The sequence below is a fragment of the Mesorhizobium sanjuanii genome (assembly GCF_002529485.1).
Classification (GTDB): domain Bacteria; phylum Pseudomonadota; class Alphaproteobacteria; order Rhizobiales; family Rhizobiaceae; genus Mesorhizobium; species Mesorhizobium sanjuanii.
This window is the reverse complement of record NZ_NWQG01000126.1, coordinates 1-17,639: the sequence shown is the minus strand read 5'-3', so window position 1 is coordinate 17,639 and position 17,639 is coordinate 1. Positions and strand designations below refer to the sequence as shown.

Annotated in this window: 19 protein-coding genes; 11 read left to right on the top strand and 8 right to left on the bottom strand. The window is 62.3% G+C overall.

Translation table 11 applies throughout. The features are described from left to right. Window positions 1-41 precede the first annotated feature (41 nt). Window positions 42-950, top strand: coding sequence for a LysR family transcriptional regulator (locus tag CN311_RS19530; protein ID WP_097575368.1), 909 nt, complete (start codon window positions 42-44; stop codon window positions 948-950). A 66-nt stretch (window positions 951-1,016) separates the two neighbouring features. Here the strand turns inward: CN311_RS19530 and rpsI are convergent, their stop codons facing one another. From rpsI to CN311_RS19510, 4 genes are all read right to left on the bottom strand, one after another. After that, the gene (rpsI, locus tag CN311_RS19525; RefSeq protein ID WP_097575367.1) at window positions 1,017-1,499 is read right to left on the bottom strand and encodes a 30S ribosomal protein S9; all 483 of its coding nucleotides are present in this window, start codon (window positions 1,497-1,499) and stop codon (window positions 1,017-1,019) included. Between the two features lies 1 nt (window position 1,500). Next, window positions 1,501-1,965 carry a 50S ribosomal protein L13 gene (gene rplM, locus CN311_RS19520; RefSeq protein WP_008875407.1) on the bottom strand — a complete coding sequence of 155 codons (465 nt, stop codon included), beginning with the start codon at window positions 1,963-1,965 and terminating at the stop codon, window positions 1,501-1,503. A 234-nt stretch (window positions 1,966-2,199) separates the two neighbouring features. Next, complete coding sequence (locus CN311_RS19515) at window positions 2,200-2,463, bottom strand: type II toxin-antitoxin system HicB family antitoxin (RefSeq protein WP_097575366.1); 264 nt, start codon at window positions 2,461-2,463, stop codon at window positions 2,200-2,202. An 18-nt stretch (window positions 2,464-2,481) separates the two neighbouring features. Next, entirely contained in the window at window positions 2,482-2,937 is a 456-nt protein-coding gene (locus CN311_RS19510; RefSeq protein ID WP_097575365.1) for a PaaI family thioesterase, read from the bottom strand. A gap of 169 nt (window positions 2,938-3,106) precedes the next feature. Between CN311_RS19510 and CN311_RS19505 the strand changes: the two genes are divergently transcribed. The 7 genes from CN311_RS19505 to CN311_RS19475 all read left to right on the top strand — a co-directional run bounded on the left by CN311_RS19505 (window position 3,107) and on the right by CN311_RS19475 (window position 8,212). Further along, window positions 3,107-3,922, top strand: a complete 816-nt coding sequence (locus tag CN311_RS19505; RefSeq protein ID WP_097575364.1) for an enoyl-CoA hydratase — start codon at window positions 3,107-3,109, stop codon at window positions 3,920-3,922. Window positions 3,923-3,942: 20 nt separating this feature from the next. After that, window positions 3,943-4,365 carry a VOC family protein gene (locus CN311_RS19500; RefSeq protein ID WP_097575363.1) on the top strand — a complete coding sequence of 141 codons (423 nt, stop codon included), beginning with the start codon at window positions 3,943-3,945 and terminating at the stop codon, window positions 4,363-4,365. A 10-nt stretch (window positions 4,366-4,375) separates the two neighbouring features. After that, window positions 4,376-5,152, top strand: a complete 777-nt coding sequence (locus CN311_RS19495) for an AAA family ATPase (RefSeq protein ID WP_097575362.1) — start codon at window positions 4,376-4,378, stop codon at window positions 5,150-5,152. Continuing rightward, on the top strand, window positions 5,149-5,910 hold the full coding sequence (locus CN311_RS19490) for a GNAT family N-acetyltransferase (RefSeq protein WP_115504262.1): 762 nt from the start codon (window positions 5,149-5,151) through the stop codon (window positions 5,908-5,910). Before CN311_RS19495 ends, CN311_RS19490 begins: the two co-directional genes overlap by 4 nt. Further along, window positions 5,907-6,428, top strand: coding sequence for a CoA-binding protein (locus CN311_RS19485; RefSeq protein WP_097575361.1), 522 nt, complete (start codon window positions 5,907-5,909; stop codon window positions 6,426-6,428). The genes CN311_RS19490 and CN311_RS19485 overlap by 4 nt, the downstream gene beginning before the upstream one ends. 146 nt (window positions 6,429-6,574) lie before the next feature. Beyond that, complete coding sequence (locus tag CN311_RS19480; RefSeq protein ID WP_097575360.1) at window positions 6,575-7,855, top strand: O-acetylhomoserine aminocarboxypropyltransferase; 1,281 nt, start codon at window positions 6,575-6,577, stop codon at window positions 7,853-7,855. Between the two features lie 6 nt (window positions 7,856-7,861). Next, window positions 7,862-8,212, top strand: coding sequence for a cupin domain-containing protein (locus tag CN311_RS19475; RefSeq protein ID WP_097575359.1), 351 nt, complete (start codon window positions 7,862-7,864; stop codon window positions 8,210-8,212). Window positions 8,213-8,214: 2 nt separating this feature from the next. Here CN311_RS19475 and CN311_RS19470 read toward each other — a convergent pair whose 3' ends face one another. The 4 genes from CN311_RS19470 to CN311_RS19455 form a co-directional block, all read right to left on the bottom strand. After that, window positions 8,215-8,922, bottom strand: a complete 708-nt coding sequence (locus CN311_RS19470) for a transporter substrate-binding domain-containing protein (protein WP_245440881.1) — start codon at window positions 8,920-8,922, stop codon at window positions 8,215-8,217. 8 nt (window positions 8,923-8,930) lie between these two features. Beyond that, the gene (locus CN311_RS19465; RefSeq protein ID WP_097575357.1) at window positions 8,931-10,196 is read right to left on the bottom strand and encodes a cytochrome P450; all 1,266 of its coding nucleotides are present in this window, start codon (window positions 10,194-10,196) and stop codon (window positions 8,931-8,933) included. Between the two features lie 119 nt (window positions 10,197-10,315). Continuing rightward, window positions 10,316-11,695 (bottom strand): pyridoxal phosphate-dependent decarboxylase family protein, encoded by a 1,380-nt coding sequence (locus CN311_RS19460; RefSeq protein WP_097575385.1) that lies wholly within the window; start codon window positions 11,693-11,695, stop codon window positions 10,316-10,318. 94 nt (window positions 11,696-11,789) lie between these two features. After that, entirely contained in the window at window positions 11,790-12,380 is a 591-nt protein-coding gene (locus CN311_RS19455) for a hypothetical protein (protein WP_097575356.1), read from the bottom strand. Window positions 12,381-12,692: 312 nt separating this feature from the next. Between CN311_RS19455 and clpP the strand changes: the two genes are divergently transcribed. The 3 genes from clpP to lon all read left to right on the top strand — a co-directional run bounded on the left by clpP (window position 12,693) and on the right by lon (window position 17,584). Then, window positions 12,693-13,322 (top strand): ATP-dependent Clp endopeptidase proteolytic subunit ClpP, encoded by a 630-nt coding sequence (gene clpP, locus CN311_RS19450; RefSeq protein ID WP_097575355.1) that lies wholly within the window; start codon window positions 12,693-12,695, stop codon window positions 13,320-13,322. Window positions 13,323-13,617: 295 nt separating this feature from the next. Beyond that, entirely contained in the window at window positions 13,618-14,892 is a 1,275-nt protein-coding gene (clpX, locus tag CN311_RS19445) for an ATP-dependent Clp protease ATP-binding subunit ClpX (RefSeq protein ID WP_097575354.1), read from the top strand. A gap of 280 nt (window positions 14,893-15,172) precedes the next feature. Beyond that, window positions 15,173-17,584: an endopeptidase La gene (gene lon, locus CN311_RS19440; RefSeq protein WP_097575353.1), complete on the top strand. Its 2,412-nt coding sequence runs from the start codon at window positions 15,173-15,175 to the stop codon at window positions 17,582-17,584. Window positions 17,585-17,639: the final 55 nt, after the last annotated feature.

Below are 17,639 nucleotides of genomic sequence, written 5' to 3'. Positions count from 1 at the left end.
AATCCGCTATTATCTGCACGGGTTGTGCGGAATTGCGAACAGTGAATGTCGAACTAGGTGATCTGAATGCCTTCCTGGCGGTGGCGCGCGCCGGCGGTTTTCGCGAAGGCGCGCGTGCAAGCGGCGGTAGCGCATCGGGTCTGAGCGAGGCGGTGCGCCGGCTGGAGACTCAGCTCGGTGTCAGGCTGCTCAATCGCACGACACGCAGCGTCGCCTTGACCGATGCGGGTGCCGGGTTGCTGGCGCGGCTCGGGCCCGCTTTGAATGAGGTCGAGGCGGCACTCGACGTGGTGAAGGGCTTTCGCGACCGGCCGGCAGGCACGCTGCGTCTCAATGTGCCGGTCAGCGCGGTGCGGCTGGTGCTGCCGGACATCGTTCCGCGGTTTCTCGCCACCTATCCCGGTATCCGGCTTGAGATCATCGCCGAGGAGAGTTTTGTCGACGTGCTGGCGGCCGGCTGCGACGCCGGCATCCGCTACGACGAGCGGTTGGAGCAGGATATGATCGCGGTGCCGATCGGACCGCGTGTGCAGCGCTTCGCCACCGCCGCCAGCCCTGCCTATCTCGATCGCCATGGCCGGCCGCAACACCCGAGCGATCTGCTTGGCCATGCCTGCCTGCGCGGCCGCTTCGCCAGCAGTGCGATGCCGCCATGGGAGTTCGAACGCGACGGCCAGGTAGTGCGCGTCGATCCGACGGGACCGCTTGTCGTGACCCTGGGCGGAGGGGCCGATCTTGCCGTCGATGCGGCCGTCGCCGGCACCGGCATCGTCAGTATTTTCGAGGACTGGCTTCGCCCTTACTTCGACAGCGGCGTACTCGAGCCCGTCCTCGAACCCTGGTGGCAGAGCTTCTCCGGGCCGTTCCTCTATTATCCCGGCCGGCGCCTCGTGCCGGCGCCGCTGCGCGCCTTCATCGACATCATCAAGACGCCCGCCAATCATGCGTGAAAATAGCGGCTGCCAAAGAAAAGGCCGCCCGGAGGCGGCCTTCGCATATTTGAAGCTGCGTAGCGCTTAGCGCTTCGAGAACTGGAAGCTGCGGCGGGCTTTCGCCTTGCCGTACTTCTTGCGCTCGACGACGCGGCTGTCGCGGGTCAGGAAGCCGCCCTTCTTGAGCACGGCGCGCAGCGCCGGCTCGTAATAGGTCAGCGCCTTGGAGATGCCGTGGCGCACGGCGCCGGCCTGGCCGGAGAGGCCGCCGCCGATGACGGTGGCGACGATGTCGTACTGGCCCGAGCGGTTGGCGGCGATGATCGGCTGGTTGAGGATCATCTGCAGGACCGGACGCGCGAAATAGGACGCGAATTCCTTGTCGTTGACGACGATCTTGCCGGAGCCGGGCTTCACCCAGACGCGCGCGATGGCGTTCTTGCGCTTGCCGGTGGCATAGGCGCGGCCCGACTTGTCGAGCTTTTGGACGTGGACGGGCGCGGCCGGCTGGTTGTTCGAGCCGCCGGTTGCGGATCCGAGTTCTGCGAGCGAGGAAAGCTCAGCCATCTTACGAAGCCTTCTTGTTCTTGGCGTTCAGCTTGGCCACGTCGAGGGTGACGGGCTGCTGGGCGACATGCGGATGTTCCGTGCCTGCATAGACGCGGAGGTTCTTCATCTGGCGACGGCCGAGCGGGCCGCGCGGGATCATACGTTCGACGGCCTTCTCGACGACACGCTCGGGGAAACGGCCCTCGAGCAGCTGGCGCGCAGTGCGCTCCTTGACGCCGCCGGGGTGGCCGGTGTGCCAGTAATAGACCTTGTCGGTGAACTTCTTGCCGGTGAACACCACCTTGTCGGCATTGATGACGATGACGTTGTCGCCGTCGTCGACATGCGGGGTGAAGGTGGGCTTGTGCTTGCCGCGAAGATGGTTGGCGATGACAGTGGCGAGGCGGCCGACGACGAGACCCTCGGCGTCGATCAGCACCCACTTCTTCACCACATCCGCAGGCTTCTGCGAAAAGGTTGTCATGGTTCCTGCTTTCGGTTCGGACCTTCCCCGTCCACGAAAGACAAGGCAAGGCGTTTCTTGTTGCTTGGATTGGCAACCAGCGCTAGCCCGCCGCCAATAACAAAACGGCGGCCTTTGCGGGCCGCTGCTTCGTGAGGGCTTATAGGGGAGGGTGGTGGTTGCGTCAAGGCGAATTAAAAGACGGGTATCGTATAAAGCAAAGCAAAAACAAAGGTTTGAGTTAAAGGTACTATTTTACCACATAGATTTAAGCGGTACCGGGATCAGATGGGCGCCTTCGGTGAGCGCGTTGCGTATGTCCGGAAGCGCGACAATCGCTTCGTGGCTGGATGGTTCGGAAATGGGCATATCTTCCGCCCACAACTCCAGTGCTTCAATGGCATTCGGTACAATGTCTTCGACCGCGGCCGCAGCCGAAAAGCAGCCGGGAATGTCTGGAAAGCGGATGCCGAACGCGCTGTCGGAATCTTTGTCGACCAATGCGAAATAGTTCTTCATTGCAGTCTCCAAGGTGCCTCAGGACGACGCTAGCTTCGGCGGGATCGAATATGTCCCCGTCGCGTGCGCCACCGTCTGTCCATCCGGTCCGGCTACGATATCGATATCGAACACCATCAGGCTCTTGCCCAGCTTCAGGATGCGGCAATGGCCGTCGATCGGCCCGGCTTCGGCCTTGCGGACGAAATTGATGTTGAGGTTGGTGGTCACCGAGAGCGCATCCGGCCCGGCATGCGAAAGCACGCAGACATAGCCGCCAATATCGGCCAGCGTGAACAGCGACGGACCCGACACGGTGCCGCCGGGGCGCAGATGCCGCTCGTCGGCATTGAGCCGAACGGTGCAGCCTCCGGGGAAAATTTCGAGCGCTTCGTAGAAAGTGAACTGGTCGTTGAGCTGGGGGTAGACGGTTTCCATCAAGGCGTTGACTTCAGCCGCAGTCAGCACCGGTTTGAGATTGTCTTGGGCGGGCATAAGCGGTTTCCTACATGGAACTGGTATGGGCTCGGAGTGGGGCGCCTGGGCCAATTGTCGGATTGGAGAAAACACGTCCCGTGGCTGTTCTTCAATCGGCAGCGTGCTAGTTCTGTTGTTCCATGGCCCGCGAATCCGATACCGCCGGCCGACAAAGAGGTTGGAGAACATGGCTGAAATCGTCGCCATCAAGCCGCCCGAAGGTCCGGTTGCCGCCAGGCTGGACAGGGGAGTGCTCCGCCTGACGCTCGCCAGTCCACCGGCCAATGCCTTGTCTTTGGCGATCATGGCGGCGCTGACGGCGGAACTCGACCGCGCAAAGGCCGACAAATCGGTTCGCGTCATCATCCTGTCGGCGGCCGGAAAGGTGTTCTGCGCCGGGCACGACCTCAAGGAAATGACCTTGCACCGCGCCGACGCCGACAAGGGCAAGGCATTCTTCGAACAGACATTTTCGGCTTGCGCGGCACTGATGCAGGCGATCGTGCGCCACCCCAGGCCTGTCATCGCCGAGGTCGATGGCCTGGCCACCGCGGCCGGGCTGCAACTGGTCGCGAGTTGCGACCTGGCGATCGCCTCGCACGAGGCGACCTTCTGCACGCCGGGCGTCAATATCGGCCTGTTCTGCTCGACGCCGATGGTGGCGCTCTCCCGCAACGTCTCGCGCAAGCACGCGATGGAGATGCTCTTGACCGGTGAGACGATCGACGCGGCGACAGCCAAGGAATTTGGCCTCGTCAACCGCATCGTGCCGCGCGAATACCTGAATCAGATCGTCACCAAATACGCGCAAACCATTGCTTCCAAATCATCTTTGGTGGTCAAGACCGGCAAGGAGGCCTTTTACGCGCAGGCCGAGATGGGACTCGCCGACGCGTACTCCTATACCGGCCGCGTCATGGTCGAGAACATGCTGGCGCGCGACGGCGAGGAAGGCATCGGCGCCTTCATCGGCAAGCGCCAGCCGCAGTGGACGGACGAGTAGGCTGGGTCGGACGAATAGTCATGGAACCGCGCATCTCCATCATCACCATCGCCACCGACGATCTCGACCGCGCCGTGCGCTTCTATGAGGGAATGGGGCTGAAGCGCCATGCCGGGATCACCGATGGCGTTGCCTTCTTCCAGATGGGTGGCGTCATTCTCGGCCTGTTTCCGCGTGCCAGCGCCGAGGAGGATTCCGGCGTCGCCTTCTCCGGGGCGCCCTCAGCGGTCTATCTCGCCTATAACACCCGCTCCGACGCCGAAGTCGATGCGGTGCTTGCGATGGCTGAGAAGGCCGGCGGCCGCATCGTCAAGCCGGCCGGCCGCGCCTTCTGGGGCGGCTGGTACGGTTATTTCGCCGATGCCGACGGGCATGTCTGGGAAGTCGCGCACAATCCGGCCTTTCCGATTGCGGAGGACGGAACGATCTCGCTGCCGGACTGATCGCCGCCGCATGGCCTCTCGCAAGCAACTGACGCGGCTGAAGGCGCCTTATCTCAAGCGCATCCTGCTTGAGCCGTCGCGGGTCGCCGACTGGGAAAAATATCCCTGGAGCCTGCCGATCTTCCGCGGCCGGGAATTCGAGCTCGAATTCACCACGCCGATCACCATCATCGTCGGCGAGAACGGCACCGGCAAATCGACGCTGCTAGAGGCGATCGGCGCGCTGGCCGGCTACGACGAGGCCGGCGGCGGCAAGGGCTACATGCCGGTCGACCATTCCACCGCCATCGACAAGAGCGGCGCGGCCCTTGCCGGAACGCTGCGCGGCCACTGGCTGCCGAAGGTCACCGCCGGCTGGTTCTTCCGCGCCGAATCCTTTTACTCGGTGGCCCGTTATCTCGACCAGGCGGCGCTCGACGCGGGTGAAGCGCCACCGGATTTCCTGTCCTGGTCGCACGGCGAGGGCTTCATCCGCTTCTTCGAGGAGCGCTGCCGCAGGCAAGGCATCTACATCCTCGACGAGCCCGAAAGCGCGCTGTCGCCGACGCGCCAGATCGAACTGCTCAAGATGTTGAGGCGCATGGACCAATCGGGCACCGCGCAGGTGATCATGGCGACGCATTCGCCGTTGCTGATGGCTTGTCCCGGCGCGCGGCTGTTCCGCATCAGCCGCTTCGGCCTCGATCCGACCGATTTCGGCGATACCGATCATTTTCGGATGCTGCGTGACTTCTGCATCGACCCCGAGGCGTTTATGGAGGAAGCGCTGAGGGACGATGACGAATGACGGCGCGCGACGACGATCTCAACTGGCGGACGGAAGAGGCTTGCCGGGAAGCTTGGCCGGCGGCTGGCGAGACGGTCGTCGACGGCTGGCTTCTCAGGCGTTCCGGCGGCAGGATCCGGCGCGCGAATTCCGCTAATCCCTTGCGTGGCAAGCGAGGCGCGCCTGACGCGGTGCTCGACGCTGCTGAAACCTTCTATATCGGCCACGGCCAGACGCCGTTGTTTCGGGTTCCCGACATCGCAGCCGAGCTGGAGACCGCACTCGACCGTCGCGGTTATGGCTGGGAAGGCGGGACGATTCATCTCCATGCCGGGATCGACGAACTGTCAGGAGGCCGCGACGACCAGGTCGCTGTGTCGTCGACGCCGGACGAGGACTGGTTCGCGGCACGGTTTCGCATGGGCACCTATGACGACACCGAGCGCCGCATCTTTCGCGACATGACCGGCCTGATATCAGGCGACAGCGCGTTCGTGTCATGCCAACACGACAACGAGATTGCCGCGCTGGCCTATGGCGTCATACGCGACGGGCTGCTTGTCGTGGAATCTGTTGAAACGGACGCCAGGTTCAGACAGCAAGGGCTGGGCCGCAGGACCATCAGCAGTCTGATCGACTGGGCAAGGCGGGCAGGGGCGTCGGCGGCATGCCTGCAAGTGGTCGCCGACAACACGCCGGCCCGCGCCCTCTATGCCTCGCTAGGTTTCGGCCGCGAACTCTACCGCTATCACTACCGCAGGAAGGCGATTGCCGCATGAATCACGACACCTACGACAATGCCTACATCGCCGGCATCCTCAATTCGGTGAAGACCATCGCCATGGTCGGCGCTTCGGCCAATGATGTACGGCCGAGCTATTTCGTATTGAAATACCTTCTGGCCAAGGGCTTTTCGGTGTTTCCGATCAATCCGGGACAGGCCGGCAAGGAAATCCTCGGTCGCGTGGTCTATGCCAGGCTTGCCGATCTCCCCGAGCCCGTCGACATGGTCGACGTCTTTCGCGGCCCGGCGGCGGTGCCCGGCGTCGTCGATGAGGTATTGCGGCTCGATCCGCTGCCGAAGGTCATCTGGATGCAGCTTGGCGTGCGCCACGACGAGGCAGCCGCGCGCGCCGAGGCCGCCGGCATCAAGGTGGTGATGAACCGCTGCCCCAAGATCGAATATGGCAAGCTGTCCGGCGAGATCGGCTGGACCGGCGTCAATTCCGGCGTCTTGTCGTCGAAGAAGCCGCTGATGCGGTCGGGATTCCAGAGTTTTGGCGTTCGCCAGAAGTAGGCAAAAAAATATTCCGCCAATCGGCCCATTTTCTCGTGGCTCGATCGCATATCGTGCACCGAAGGGCATTTTCTTCTTTGCATTCACGACCGGGCTTCGCCAAGAATGCCCGGCGATTTTCAAAGGCTTCAAAAGGGAGGTTTTCCATGACCCGTACGCCCGGTTTCAATACGCTCGCCGTCCATGCCGGCGCCAAGCCCGATCCGGCGACGGGGGCGCGGGCGACGCCGATCTACCAGACGACCTCCTTTGTTTTCGACGATGCCGACCATGCCGCCTCGCTGTTTGGGCTGAAAGCCTTCGGTAACATCTACACCCGCATCATGAATCCGACGCAGGCGGTGCTGGAAGAGCGCATCGCCGCGCTCGAAGGCGGTACGGCGGCGCTGGCTGTCGCCTCGGGCCATGCGGCTCAGGTGCTCGTCTTCCACAATCTGATGCAGCCGGGCGACAATTTCGTTGCCGCCACCAGACTTTACGGCGGCTCGATCAACCAGTTCGGCCACGCCTTCAAGAATTTCGGCTGGCAGGTGCGCTGGGCCGACACCAACGACATCTCGACCTTCGAGAGCCAGATCGACGACAAGACCAAGGCCATCTTCATCGAGAGCCTGGCCAATCCGGGCGGCATCTTCGTCGACATCGAGAAGATCGGCGACATCGCCCGCAAGCACGGCCTGCCGCTGATCGTCGACAACACGTTGGCCTCGCCCTATCTGCTGCGGCCGATCGAGCATGGCGCCGACATCGTCGTCCATTCGCTGACCAAGTTCATCGGCGGCCATGGCAATTCGATTGGCGGCGCCATTGTCGACGGCGGCACCTTCGACTGGTCGAAGTCTGGCAAATATCCGATGCTGTCGGAGCCGCGTCCTGAATATGGCGGCCTCATTCTGCACGAAACCTTCGGCAATTTCGCTTTCGCCATCGCCGCGCGCGTGCTCGGCCTGCGCGATATCGGCCCGGCGATCTCGCCCTTCAACGCCTTCCTCATCCTGACTGGGCTGGAAACCCTGCCGCTTCGCATGCAGCGTCACTGCGACAATGCCGTGAAGGTCGCCGGCTGGCTGTCCGAGCATCCCAAGGTTGCCTGGGTGAACTATCCCGGCCTGCCCAGCGACAAGAACAATGCGCTGCAGAAGAAGTACTCGCCGCTTGGCGCGGGCGCGGTGTTCACCTTCGGCCTGAAGGGTGGCTACGAGGCCGGCGTCAAGTTCGTCGAAGCGCTCGAACTGTTCTCGCACCTCGCCAATGTCGGCGACACCAAGTCGCTGGTCATCCACCCGGCCTCGACCACGCACCGCCAGCTGTCCGACGAGCAGAAGGTCAAGGCAGGCGCCGGGCCGGACACGGTCCGGCTGTCGGTCGGCATCGAGGATGTCGAGGACATCATCGCCGATTTGGAACAGGCCCTGGCCAAGGTCTGAATAGCCATGACCGCGCAGAAGTTTCTGTCCGTCGATATCGCCAGCGTCGAACCGGAACTTGGCGCACCGGCGCCGGATCGCCTGATGTCGGGCGATCCGAAGTTCCGCACCTGGAATGTCGAGGAACAGGGCGACGCCCTTTACGCCGGCATCTGGGAGGCAACACCGGGCAAATGGCGCATCGAGTACGACGAGTGGGAATTCTGCCACATCCTGTCGGGCATTTCGGTGATAGCGGAAGAAGGCGGTAAGGCGCGCACCGTCAAAGCCGGCGACAGCTTCGTGCTGAGGCCGGGCTTCAGGGGAAGCTGGGAAGTGCTTGAAACGACCCGCAAGGAGTATGTGATCAAGCTCTGAATTCACAAAAGCCGATCGATATCGGCGTCGGAAAAACCGTAGCGGCGCATCATCTCCCTGTGCCAGGCGCTGCCAAGCAGATCGCCCAGGCATGAATCGATGCGCTGGCGAAGAACCGCATTGTTCTTGGCGAGGGCAAATGCGCCGGCTGCCGGCTGTTTTTCATCAGCCGGAACGTCGATGACCTCGAGCGGCGTATTGGGCCGCCTGGTCAGGTAGCCTCGATGCGCCATGGCGACACTTGCGTAGGCATGCACTGCACCGGCCGCGACCGCGTCCGCCGCGCCCGCTTGCGTGGCGAATATCCTTATCCGCTCCGGCGCAATGCCATTTTGCAGGGCTGTCTGATGTTGGACCTGGCCCGATATGACACCGATCAGGGCTGTCCCATCGCGGGCGACGGATCGATAACCCCGGAATTCACGCGGATTGCCTTTCGCGACCAACAGCCCGTCCTGCAGAACCCAGATCGGTCGCGTGAAGTCGACGGATCTCCTGCGTTCGTCCGAAATGAACAGGCCGGTGGTCATGTCCCACTCACCGCTGGCCAATCCCGGAAGCAATCTGGCGAACTCGGTTTCGACCGGCGAAAAGGTCTTTAACCCCAACACCTGGCAAACCTTCCGTGCAAGCTCCGTGTCACAGCCAGCGACTTCCCCGGAAGCGTCGGTGAAGCAGAAGGGCGGCTCCTGCAGAAAAGCGAATGTCATCTTCCCGGTCATACGGCCTCTGCGTGGGTCGGGCTCTCCAAGCTCACGGCGAGCGCTTCCAGCCCATGAAAATGATAGCTGTCACGGAAGTGCGGCTCCTCGGCAAGATGGAGCCGCGGCTGCCGCTCGAACAGGGTCTTCAGCGACACCTGCAATTCGAGCCGCGCCAGCGGCGCGCCGATGCAGAAATGGATGCCGGCGCCGAACGAGACGTTCTTCTGGTCGGCGCGTTCGGGATCGAAGGCGAGGGGATCGGCAAAGGCCAGGGGATCGTGGTTGGCCATGCCGAGCAACAGGCCGATCGTCTCGCCCGGCCGCACGAGGATGCCTGGAGCGACCTCGACCTCCTGATAGGCATAGCGGGTGAACATGTGCAGCGGCGCATCAAAGCGCAGGCATTCCTCGACGGTGGCGGCCGTCGCCTCGGCTGACATGAAGAAGCGGCGCGGATCGCCGCCCTGCGCAAGGATCGAGCGCACGGCATTTCCGGTCTGGTGGACGGTCGCCTCATGGCCCGCGTTGAGCAAGAGGACCGCCGAGGAGACCAATTCGTCCTCCGACAGCCGTTGGCCATCCTCCTGCGCCGCGATCAGCAGCGACAACAGATCGTCGCCCGGCCGCTTGCGCCGCTCCGCGACATAGCCGCGCAAAAAATCCGAAAAATCCCGTGCGGCGCGGTTGGCTATCTCTTCCGTCACGCGCGTGCGGCCATGCATGTACATGGCGACCATCCGATGCGACCAGTCGAGCAGTTGCGGCCCCATCGCAACGGGAACGCCGAGCATTTCGGCAATGATGGTGATCGGCAAGGGCGAGGCGAAGGCAGGCAGCAGGTCGACCCCGCCTGGTTCGAAACGGTCGATCAGTTCGTTGGCCAGCGTCTCGACGCGCGGCCTGAGACGCTCGACCTGGCGCGAGACGAAGGCACGGTTAACCAGTGTCCTCAGCCGCGTGTGCACTGGCGGCTCCAGTTCGAGCATCGAATTGGCCTCGATGCCGTCGAAGGCGGTGAGATGCGAGCGGTCCTGGCCGATGCCGCGGCTGTCGGGGATGCCGGCCGGGTTCTGGCGCCCGAAGCGGCGGTCGCGCAGCAGCCGATTGACGTCGTCGAAGCCGCCAAAGCACCAGAAGCCATAGTTCTCCCAAAAGAAGGCACTCGCTGCGTCGTGCAGGAAGGCATAGGCCTCGTAAGGATTTTGGACGAAGGCCGGCTCGTGCGGGTCGAGGCGCAGACGCCGCGTGGCAGGATCGAAAACGAGATAGTTCGGGATCATCCTTGACCCTTAGCGCGCCTTGCCAGCCTGGTGCCAGACCGTATGTTGGCCGCCAATGTCCTCATCATTGAGCCAGCCAAAATGCACACGGAAAGATTACTTGATGAATGTGATTGTCGTCAGCGATTGAGCTCGTCAGCGGCGGCGATGACTTCGGACACAATCGCCCGCACATCGTCTGTTGTCGTCCGGTGGTTGACGAAACACGCCCGCAGCGCGAACTGGCCGTTGATCGTTGCATTCGACAGATACACCCGGCCGCGCCCAATCACGCGTCGCAAAATCGCTTGATTGTCCTTCGAGCGGTGGCGGAAACAGACCGCGCTTAGCGGAACGGGCGCAAGCAGTTCCATCTCGGCATGTGACGAAATCATCTCCGCCAACATCTGCGCGTGGTGGAGATCGCGCGCGATGGCATCGCGAAAGGCACGGCGTCCGTGATATTGCAGCGACATCCAGAGCTTCAGGGCGCGGAACCGTCGCGACAGCTCGATCGACTCCTCGAAAAAAGCAAAGGCTTCCTCCGGATCCTGGCTGAATATCTTCACATAGTCGCCGCTGTGCGAAAAAGCTGCCTGTGCGATGCTTTGATCGCGATAGAGCAGGCAGCCGCAATCGAGCGGCTGATAGAGCCATTTGTGCGCGTCGAGCGACAGCGAGTCCGCCAAAGCCAATCCTTGGAATTTTTCCGGCACCGCCAGGGCCGCCAGTCCGCCATAGGCGCCGTCGACATGCAGCCACAGCGCTTCCCTGCGGGCGATCTCCGCAATGTCGACAAGGGGGTCGATCGCTCCGGTGGCGACCGCGCCGACGGTAGCCACGATGGCGATGGGCGTTTTTCCTGACCTTCGGTCCTCGGCAATGGCGGCCTCGAGCGCATCCGTCCGCATTCGGAGCTCTTCGTCGACCGGGATCAGGCGAAGGTTCTTTCTGCCGATGCCCAGCAGCGCGACAGCCTTCGGAATGGACATGTGCACTTGTTCCGAGGCGTAGATCATGCCAGGCCGTGCACCCGTTTCGTTGGCCGGAAGCTTGGCTTCGCGCGCCATCGCCAGCGCCATGAGGTTGGCCGTCGAGCCGCCGCCGCACAGGCTGCCGGCGAATCCGGCACAGCCAACCGCTTGCGCCAGCCATTCGATGACGGCCCGCTCGATCGATGTCGCCGCCGGAGCGGACCGCCACGACGTCACATTTTGATTGAGCACCGCGGCGAGCAGCTCGCCCAGCGCGCCCACCGGTTCGCCTGAACCGACGACATAGCCGAAGAATCTACCGGTGGAAGGCCGCACATGCTCGGTGATCGGATTGAAGTCCTGGAAGACATCACGACCCCGTCCTTCCTCCGGCCAAGGCCGCGAGAACAGCTCCTTCGTCAGTTTGGCGCTGGTCGAGGGATACGCCGGACGCTCCTCAAGCGACATCCAATAGCTTTTGGCGAGACTGAGCGCGTCGTCCGCCAGGTCCGACAGATCCTGATTGGAGATTTCCAGTTCGCGCATGTCTTCAACCCCAAGGAAGCTCCGCTGGCCAAGCAGGCTATTCTCCTTGTCGAAGTCCAGCAATCCGCATTGTTGGATGCTATCGGTACGCGCTCTAATACCGGCAATGCCGTGGGATATGCACGCGCCGCCAACTGGTCGAGCCTTCCTGCACCATTACCCGGCGCGCCACCCTCTGGTAGGACGGCGCGATCTCAGTGATGCGCCGCCGCTCCGGTCGCACGAGCACTTCACGGGCAACGCTCTCATATTCGGCCGGGAGGACAATCCGCCGGGTGCGCTCGGGTTCAACGACGACTGTTTCGGCGACACGCGCGTAGCGGGCCTTGCGCCAGACCTTGCACAACACCTTGCGGCCGTGGATGACGCGCCATTCCCAGGCATAGCCGCCATCGTCGACCTTGACCGTGTGGTAGACGGTGCGGGTGATGGCTGGCACGATCTCATAGGTGACGCGGGGCGGCGCGATCTGCTCGACGCGCTCGACCGTGCCATAAATCGGCGGGTCGTAGTCGACCACCTGTCCGCCGGGGCTGACCAGCACGTTTTCATAGACGGTGTCGTAGACGGCCGGCCTGTTGACCGGCTCGTAGCATTCGACAGGACGGCCGCCGGCCACCGTTTGCGACATTGTGCCGAGCATGGTCAGGCTGGCAATGGCGAAGGAAGAAGCTTTCCTGGTCATGGCACTCCCCCTGTTTGAACTGCATGAAGCGGGTTCAACGTCGAATTCTAGGGGAAGCCGTGTCGGGGGAAAGCGGATTCGCCATATTTCGTTAAGCGATGCGGTTAAGAAACTGCTACGCGGTCAGGATGGAGCCGCCGGCATTCGCGCCGGGTTGGCCCTTGCACAGAAACCTTGATTCCACTTAACCAGGTGGCTAGGAGGAGCGGCCTTGCGCTAGGGTGAGCCGGCATCCTATTTACATCCTAACGCTCCAGAACCGATTCTGCCCATCTCCGGCGCCGGAATCCCACCTTCAATAAGGGATAGTCCATGAAGAACCCCGTCGAAACCTACATGAACCTCGTTCCGATGGTGGTCGAGCAGACCAATCGCGGCGAGCGGGCCTACGACATTTTCTCGCGTCTCCTCAAGGAACGCATCATCTTCATCACCGGCCCGGTCGAGGACGGCATGGCGACGCTGGTTTGCGCGCAGCTGCTGTTCCTCGAGGCGGAGAATCCGAAGAAGGAGATCAATCTCTACATCAATTCGCCCGGCGGCGTCGTCACCTCGGGCATGGCTATCTATGACACCATGCAGTTCATCAAGCCGGCGGTCTCGACGCTCTGCATCGGCCAGGCAGCCTCGATGGGCTCGCTCCTTCTCACGGCGGGCGAGAAGGGCATGCGCTTTGCCACGCCGAACGCCCGCATCATGGTTCACCAGCCTTCCGGCGGCTTCCAGGGCCAGGCTTCCGACATCGAGCGCCACGCCCAGGACATCATCAAGCTGAAGCGCCGTCTCAACGAGGTCTATGTCAAGCACACCGGCAAAAGCTACGAAGAGATTGAAAAGACGCTCGACCGCGACCATTTCATGACCGCCGACGAAGCCAGGGATTTCGGCCTCATCGACAAGGTCATTTCGTCGCGCGAGCCGATCGAAGGCGTTGCCGCATAGGCCTTTAGTGGCAGGTGAATGGCGGCATAACGCGCTTTTGCCGCGGTTTGCAGCATTTCGGCCACAATTGGCTGTTCCCTCGACGGCTAGGATTGCCTACGTTAAGGCTATGTTGATTTTCGACGGCTTAGCTTTGGGTGGGGTTGTTGCGAATCATTGCCACGTTTTCTGATTTGTGTTTCGTACGGAATACGTTGTGAGAGCTAGGGCACTGGCGGCGGCGGATTCCCGCGATAGATTGAATATGCGCCCTTTCAGCCAGACCATCGGCGGGCGGCCATGAAAGGACAAGAAAATGAGCAAGGTCGGCAACAACAGCGGTGATTCCAAGAACACGCTTTATTGCTCGTTTTGCGGCAAAAGCCAGCACGAAGTGCGCAAGCTGATTGCCGGCCCGACGGTCTTCATCTGCGACGAATGCGTCGAGCTCTGCATGGACATCATCCGCGAGGAGAACAAGACCTCGATGGTGAAGTCGCGCGAGGGCGTGCCGACGCCGCAGGAGATCCTCAAGGTCCTCGACGACTACGTCATCGGCCAGCCCTACGCCAAGCGCGTGCTGTCGGTGGCCGTCCACAACCACTACAAGCGCCTGGCGCACGCCGGCAAGAACAATGACGTCGAGCTGGCGAAGTCAAACATCCTGCTGATCGGGCCGACCGGTTGCGGCAAGACGCTGCTGGCGCAGACGCTCGCCCGCATCATCGACGTGCCCTTCACCATGGCGGACGCGACGACGCTGACCGAGGCCGGTTATGTCGGCGAGGATGTCGAAAACATTATCCTGAAGCTCTTGCAGTCGGCCGACTACAATGTCGAGCGCGCCCAGCGCGGCATCGTCTACATCGACGAGATCGACAAGATCTCGCGCAAGTCGGACAATCCCTCGATCACCCGCGACGTGTCGGGCGAGGGCGTGCAGCAGGCGCTGTTGAAGATCATGGAAGGCACGGTCGCTTCCGTGCCGCCACAGGGCGGCAGGAAGCATCCGCAGCAGGAATTCCTGCAGGTCGACACCGCCAACATCCTGTTCATCTGCGGCGGCGCCTTTGCCGGGCTGGACAAGATCATTTCGGATCGCGGCCGCAAGACCTCGATCGGCTTCGGCGCCACCGTCGCTTCCCCGGAGGATCGCCGCACCGGCGATGTGTTCCGCCTGGTTGAGCCCGAGGACTTGCTGAAATTCGGCCTGATCCCGGAATTCGTCGGCCGTCTGCCGGTCCTGGCGACGCTGGAGGACCTCGATGAGCCGGCGCTTATCCAGATCCTGACCGAGCCGAAGAACGCCCTGGTCAAGCAGTATCAGCGGCTGTTCGAGATGGAGAATGTCGACCTGACCTTCCACGAGAACGCGCTGTCGGCGATCGCCAAGCGCGCCATCGAGCGCAAGACCGGCGCGCGCGGCCTGCGTTCCATCATGGAAGCCATCCTGCTCGACACCATGTTCGAGCTGCCGGCGCTGGAAGGCGTGCGCGAAGTGGTTATTTCGGAAGAGGTGGTGTCCGGCAACGCCCGGCCGCTCTATATCTACTCCGAGCAGAAGGAAAAGAAGGGCAACGTCAGCGCCTGACGTGAGCCGGCATTGGAATTTTCTTGAAAACGGCGCCCGTGAGGCGCCGTTTTGCTGAAGCGGTCGTTTTGTTATGCTGCCTTGCGACGGAGTGGATGAACGGACAGTGTGGGCTCTTGATCTTTGGCTCTCGTGCATCCAACTAACACGAGAAGGCCGTGGTGCCGAATTCTGTGCTGTAAAACTCCCGTCACAAACGGTGGTAGGCGGAACGATCCCCGGTCGTTAATATGAGATTCGCGGTTGGCCGTTTGGCGGCCGCGACATGAAAGGTTGGACAATGGCCAAAATATCAAAGGCTCCCAGCGACGGCGTCTTCGCAGTCCTCCCGCTGCGCGACATCGTGGTGTTCCCGCACATGATCGTTCCGCTCTTTGTCGGGCGTGAAAAATCGATCAAGGCGCTGGAAGAGGTGATGGGTCAGGAAAAGCAGATCCTGCTCGCGACCCAGATGAATGCCGCCGATGACGATCCCGAGCCCGATGCCATCTTCGACATCGGTACGCTCGCCAACGTGCTGCAATTGCTGAAGCTGCCGGACGGCACCGTCAAGGTGCTTGTCGAAGGTGCTTCGCGTGCGAAAATCGTCTCCTTCACCGACCGTCCCGACTTCCACGAGGCCCGCGCCTCGGCGCTGGTCGAACCGGAGGAGGAAGAGGTCGAGGTCGAGGCGCTGGCCCGCTCGGTCGTCACCGACTTCGAGAATTATGTCAAGCTGAACAAGAAGATCTCGCCCGAAGTGGTGGGTGCCGCCAGCCAGATCGACGACTATTCCAAGCTCGCCGATACGGTTGCCTCGCATCTTGCCATCAAGATCCCCGAGAAGCAGGAGATGCTGGCCACGCTCTCGGTCAAGGAGCGGCTGGAAAAGGCGATGGGCTTCATGGAAGCCGAAATCTCCGTCCTGCAGGTGGAGAAGCGCATCCGTTCGCGCGTCAAGCGCCAGATGGAGAAGACGCAGCGCGAATACTACCTCAACGAGCAGATGAAGGCGATCCAGAAGGAGCTCGGCGAGGGCGAGGACGGCCGCGACGAGGCCGCCGAGATCGAGGCGCGCATCAAGAAGACCAAGCTCTCCAAGGAGGCCCGCGAAAAGGCGGAAGCCGAATTGAAGAAGCTGCGGACAATGTCGCCGATGTCGGCTGAATCCACCGTCGTGCGCAACTATCTCGACTGGATCCTGTCGATACCGTGGGGCAAGAACTCCAAGGTCAAGCAGGATCTGGCGTTCGCGCAGAACGTGCTCGACACCGACCATTTCGGCCTCGACAAGGTCAAGGACCGCATCGTCGAGTATCTCGCCGTGCAGAGCCGCCAGAAGAAGCTGAAGGGGCCGATCCTGTGCCTCGTCGGCCCTCCCGGCGTCGGCAAGACCTCGCTCGGCAAGTCGATCGCCAAGGCGACCGGCCGCGAGTTCATCCGCATGGCGCTGGGCGGCGTGCGCGACGAGGCCGAGATCCGTGGTCACCGGCGCACCTATATCGGCTCGATGCCCGGCAAGGTCATCCAGTCGATGAAGAAGGCGAAGAAATCCAACCCGCTCTTCCTGCTCGACGAGATCGACAAGATGGGCCAGGATTTCCGCGGCGATCCGTCGTCGGCCTTGCTCGAGGTGCTCGATCCCGAACAGAACTCGACGTTCATGGACCACTATCTCGAGGTCGAGTACGACCTGTCGAGCGTGATGTTCGTGACGACGGCGAACACGCTGAATATCCCTGCGCCCTTGATGGACCGCATGGAGATCATCCGTATCGCCGGCTACACCGAGGACGAGAAGGTCGAGATCGCCAAGCGGCACTTGATGCCCAAGGTGATCCGCGATCACGCGCTGCAGCCGAAGGAGTTTTCCGTCGGCGAGGACGCGATCCGCGGCATCATCCAGACCTACACCCGTGAAGCGGGCGTGCGGAGCCTGGAGCGCGAACTGATGAAACTCGGCCGCAAGGCGGTGACCGAGATCCTGAAGACGAAGAAGAAGACGATCAACATCACGGCGGACAATCTCGCCGATTACCTCGGTGTTCCGCGCTTCCGCTTCGGCCAGGTCGAGGCCGACGATCAGGTCGGCGTCGTCACCGGACTTGCCTGGACGGAAGTCGGCGGCGAACTGCTGACGGTCGAAGGCGTCATGATGCCCGGCAAGGGCCGCATGACGGTGACCGGCAATCTGCGCGACGTGATGAAGGAATCGATCTCGGCGGCGGCCTCCTATGTCCGCTCGCGGGCGCTCGATTTCGGCATCGAGCCGCCGCTGTTCGACAAGCGCGACATCCACGTCCACGTTCCGGAGGGTGCTACGCCCAAGGACGGACCGTCGGCGGGCGTGGCGATGGCCACCGCGATCGTCTCGGTGCTGACCGGCATTCCGGTCAAGGCCGACGTGGCGATGACCGGCGAGATCACGCTGCGCGGCAGGGTACTGCCGATCGGCGGGTTGAAGGAGAAACTGCTGGCTGCCTTGCGTGGCGGTATCAAGAAGGTGCTGATTCCGGAAGACAATGCCAAGGATCTGGCGGAGATTCCGGACAACGTGAAGAACGGCATGGAGATCATTCCGGTCTCGCGGGTCGGCGAGGTGCTGCGTCATGCGCTGGTGCGCATGCCGGAGCCGATTGAATGGGTCGAGCCGGTCAATCCGCCGGCCGCGGTGGATGCCGGCGACGACGCCAGCAAGTCGCTGGCTCATTAGAAGTAGCTAAATTTGCATCGCACTTGCCGAAGTTGCAGCGCACAAAGAGAGAGCC

Bases quoted from the DNA above. Each gene is read 5' to 3' on its own strand.
- rpsI (WP_097575367.1), bottom strand. From the start codon at position 1,499: ATGGCTGAGCTTTCCTCGCTCGCAGAACTCGGATCCGCAACCGGCGGC.
- rplM (WP_008875407.1), bottom strand. From the start codon at position 1,965: ATGACAACCTTTTCGCAGAAGCCTGCGGATGTGGTGAAGAAGTGGGTG.
- CN311_RS19515 (WP_097575366.1), bottom strand. From the start codon at position 2,463: ATGAAGAACTATTTCGCATTGGTCGACAAAGATTCCGACAGCGCGTTC.
- CN311_RS19510 (WP_097575365.1), bottom strand. From the start codon at position 2,937: ATGCCCGCCCAAGACAATCTCAAACCGGTGCTGACTGCGGCTGAAGTC.
- CN311_RS19505 (WP_097575364.1), top strand. From the start codon at position 3,107: ATGGCTGAAATCGTCGCCATCAAGCCGCCCGAAGGTCCGGTTGCCGCC.
- CN311_RS19500 (WP_097575363.1), top strand. From the start codon at position 3,943: ATGGAACCGCGCATCTCCATCATCACCATCGCCACCGACGATCTCGAC.
- CN311_RS19495 (WP_097575362.1), top strand. From the start codon at position 4,376: ATGGCCTCTCGCAAGCAACTGACGCGGCTGAAGGCGCCTTATCTCAAG.
- CN311_RS19490 (WP_115504262.1), top strand. From the start codon at position 5,149: ATGACGGCGCGCGACGACGATCTCAACTGGCGGACGGAAGAGGCTTGC.
- CN311_RS19485 (WP_097575361.1), top strand. From the start codon at position 5,907: ATGAATCACGACACCTACGACAATGCCTACATCGCCGGCATCCTCAAT.
- CN311_RS19480 (WP_097575360.1), top strand. From the start codon at position 6,575: ATGACCCGTACGCCCGGTTTCAATACGCTCGCCGTCCATGCCGGCGCC.
- CN311_RS19475 (WP_097575359.1), top strand. From the start codon at position 7,862: ATGACCGCGCAGAAGTTTCTGTCCGTCGATATCGCCAGCGTCGAACCG.
- CN311_RS19470 (WP_245440881.1), bottom strand. From the start codon at position 8,922: ATGACATTCGCTTTTCTGCAGGAGCCGCCCTTCTGCTTCACCGACGCT.
- CN311_RS19465 (WP_097575357.1), bottom strand. From the start codon at position 10,196: ATGATCCCGAACTATCTCGTTTTCGATCCTGCCACGCGGCGTCTGCGC.
- CN311_RS19460 (WP_097575385.1), bottom strand. From the start codon at position 11,695: ATGCGCGAACTGGAAATCTCCAATCAGGATCTGTCGGACCTGGCGGAC.
- CN311_RS19455 (WP_097575356.1), bottom strand. From the start codon at position 12,380: ATGACCAGGAAAGCTTCTTCCTTCGCCATTGCCAGCCTGACCATGCTC.
- clpP (WP_097575355.1), top strand. From the start codon at position 12,693: ATGAAGAACCCCGTCGAAACCTACATGAACCTCGTTCCGATGGTGGTC.
- clpX (WP_097575354.1), top strand. From the start codon at position 13,618: ATGAGCAAGGTCGGCAACAACAGCGGTGATTCCAAGAACACGCTTTAT.
- lon (WP_097575353.1), top strand. From the start codon at position 15,173: ATGGCCAAAATATCAAAGGCTCCCAGCGACGGCGTCTTCGCAGTCCTC.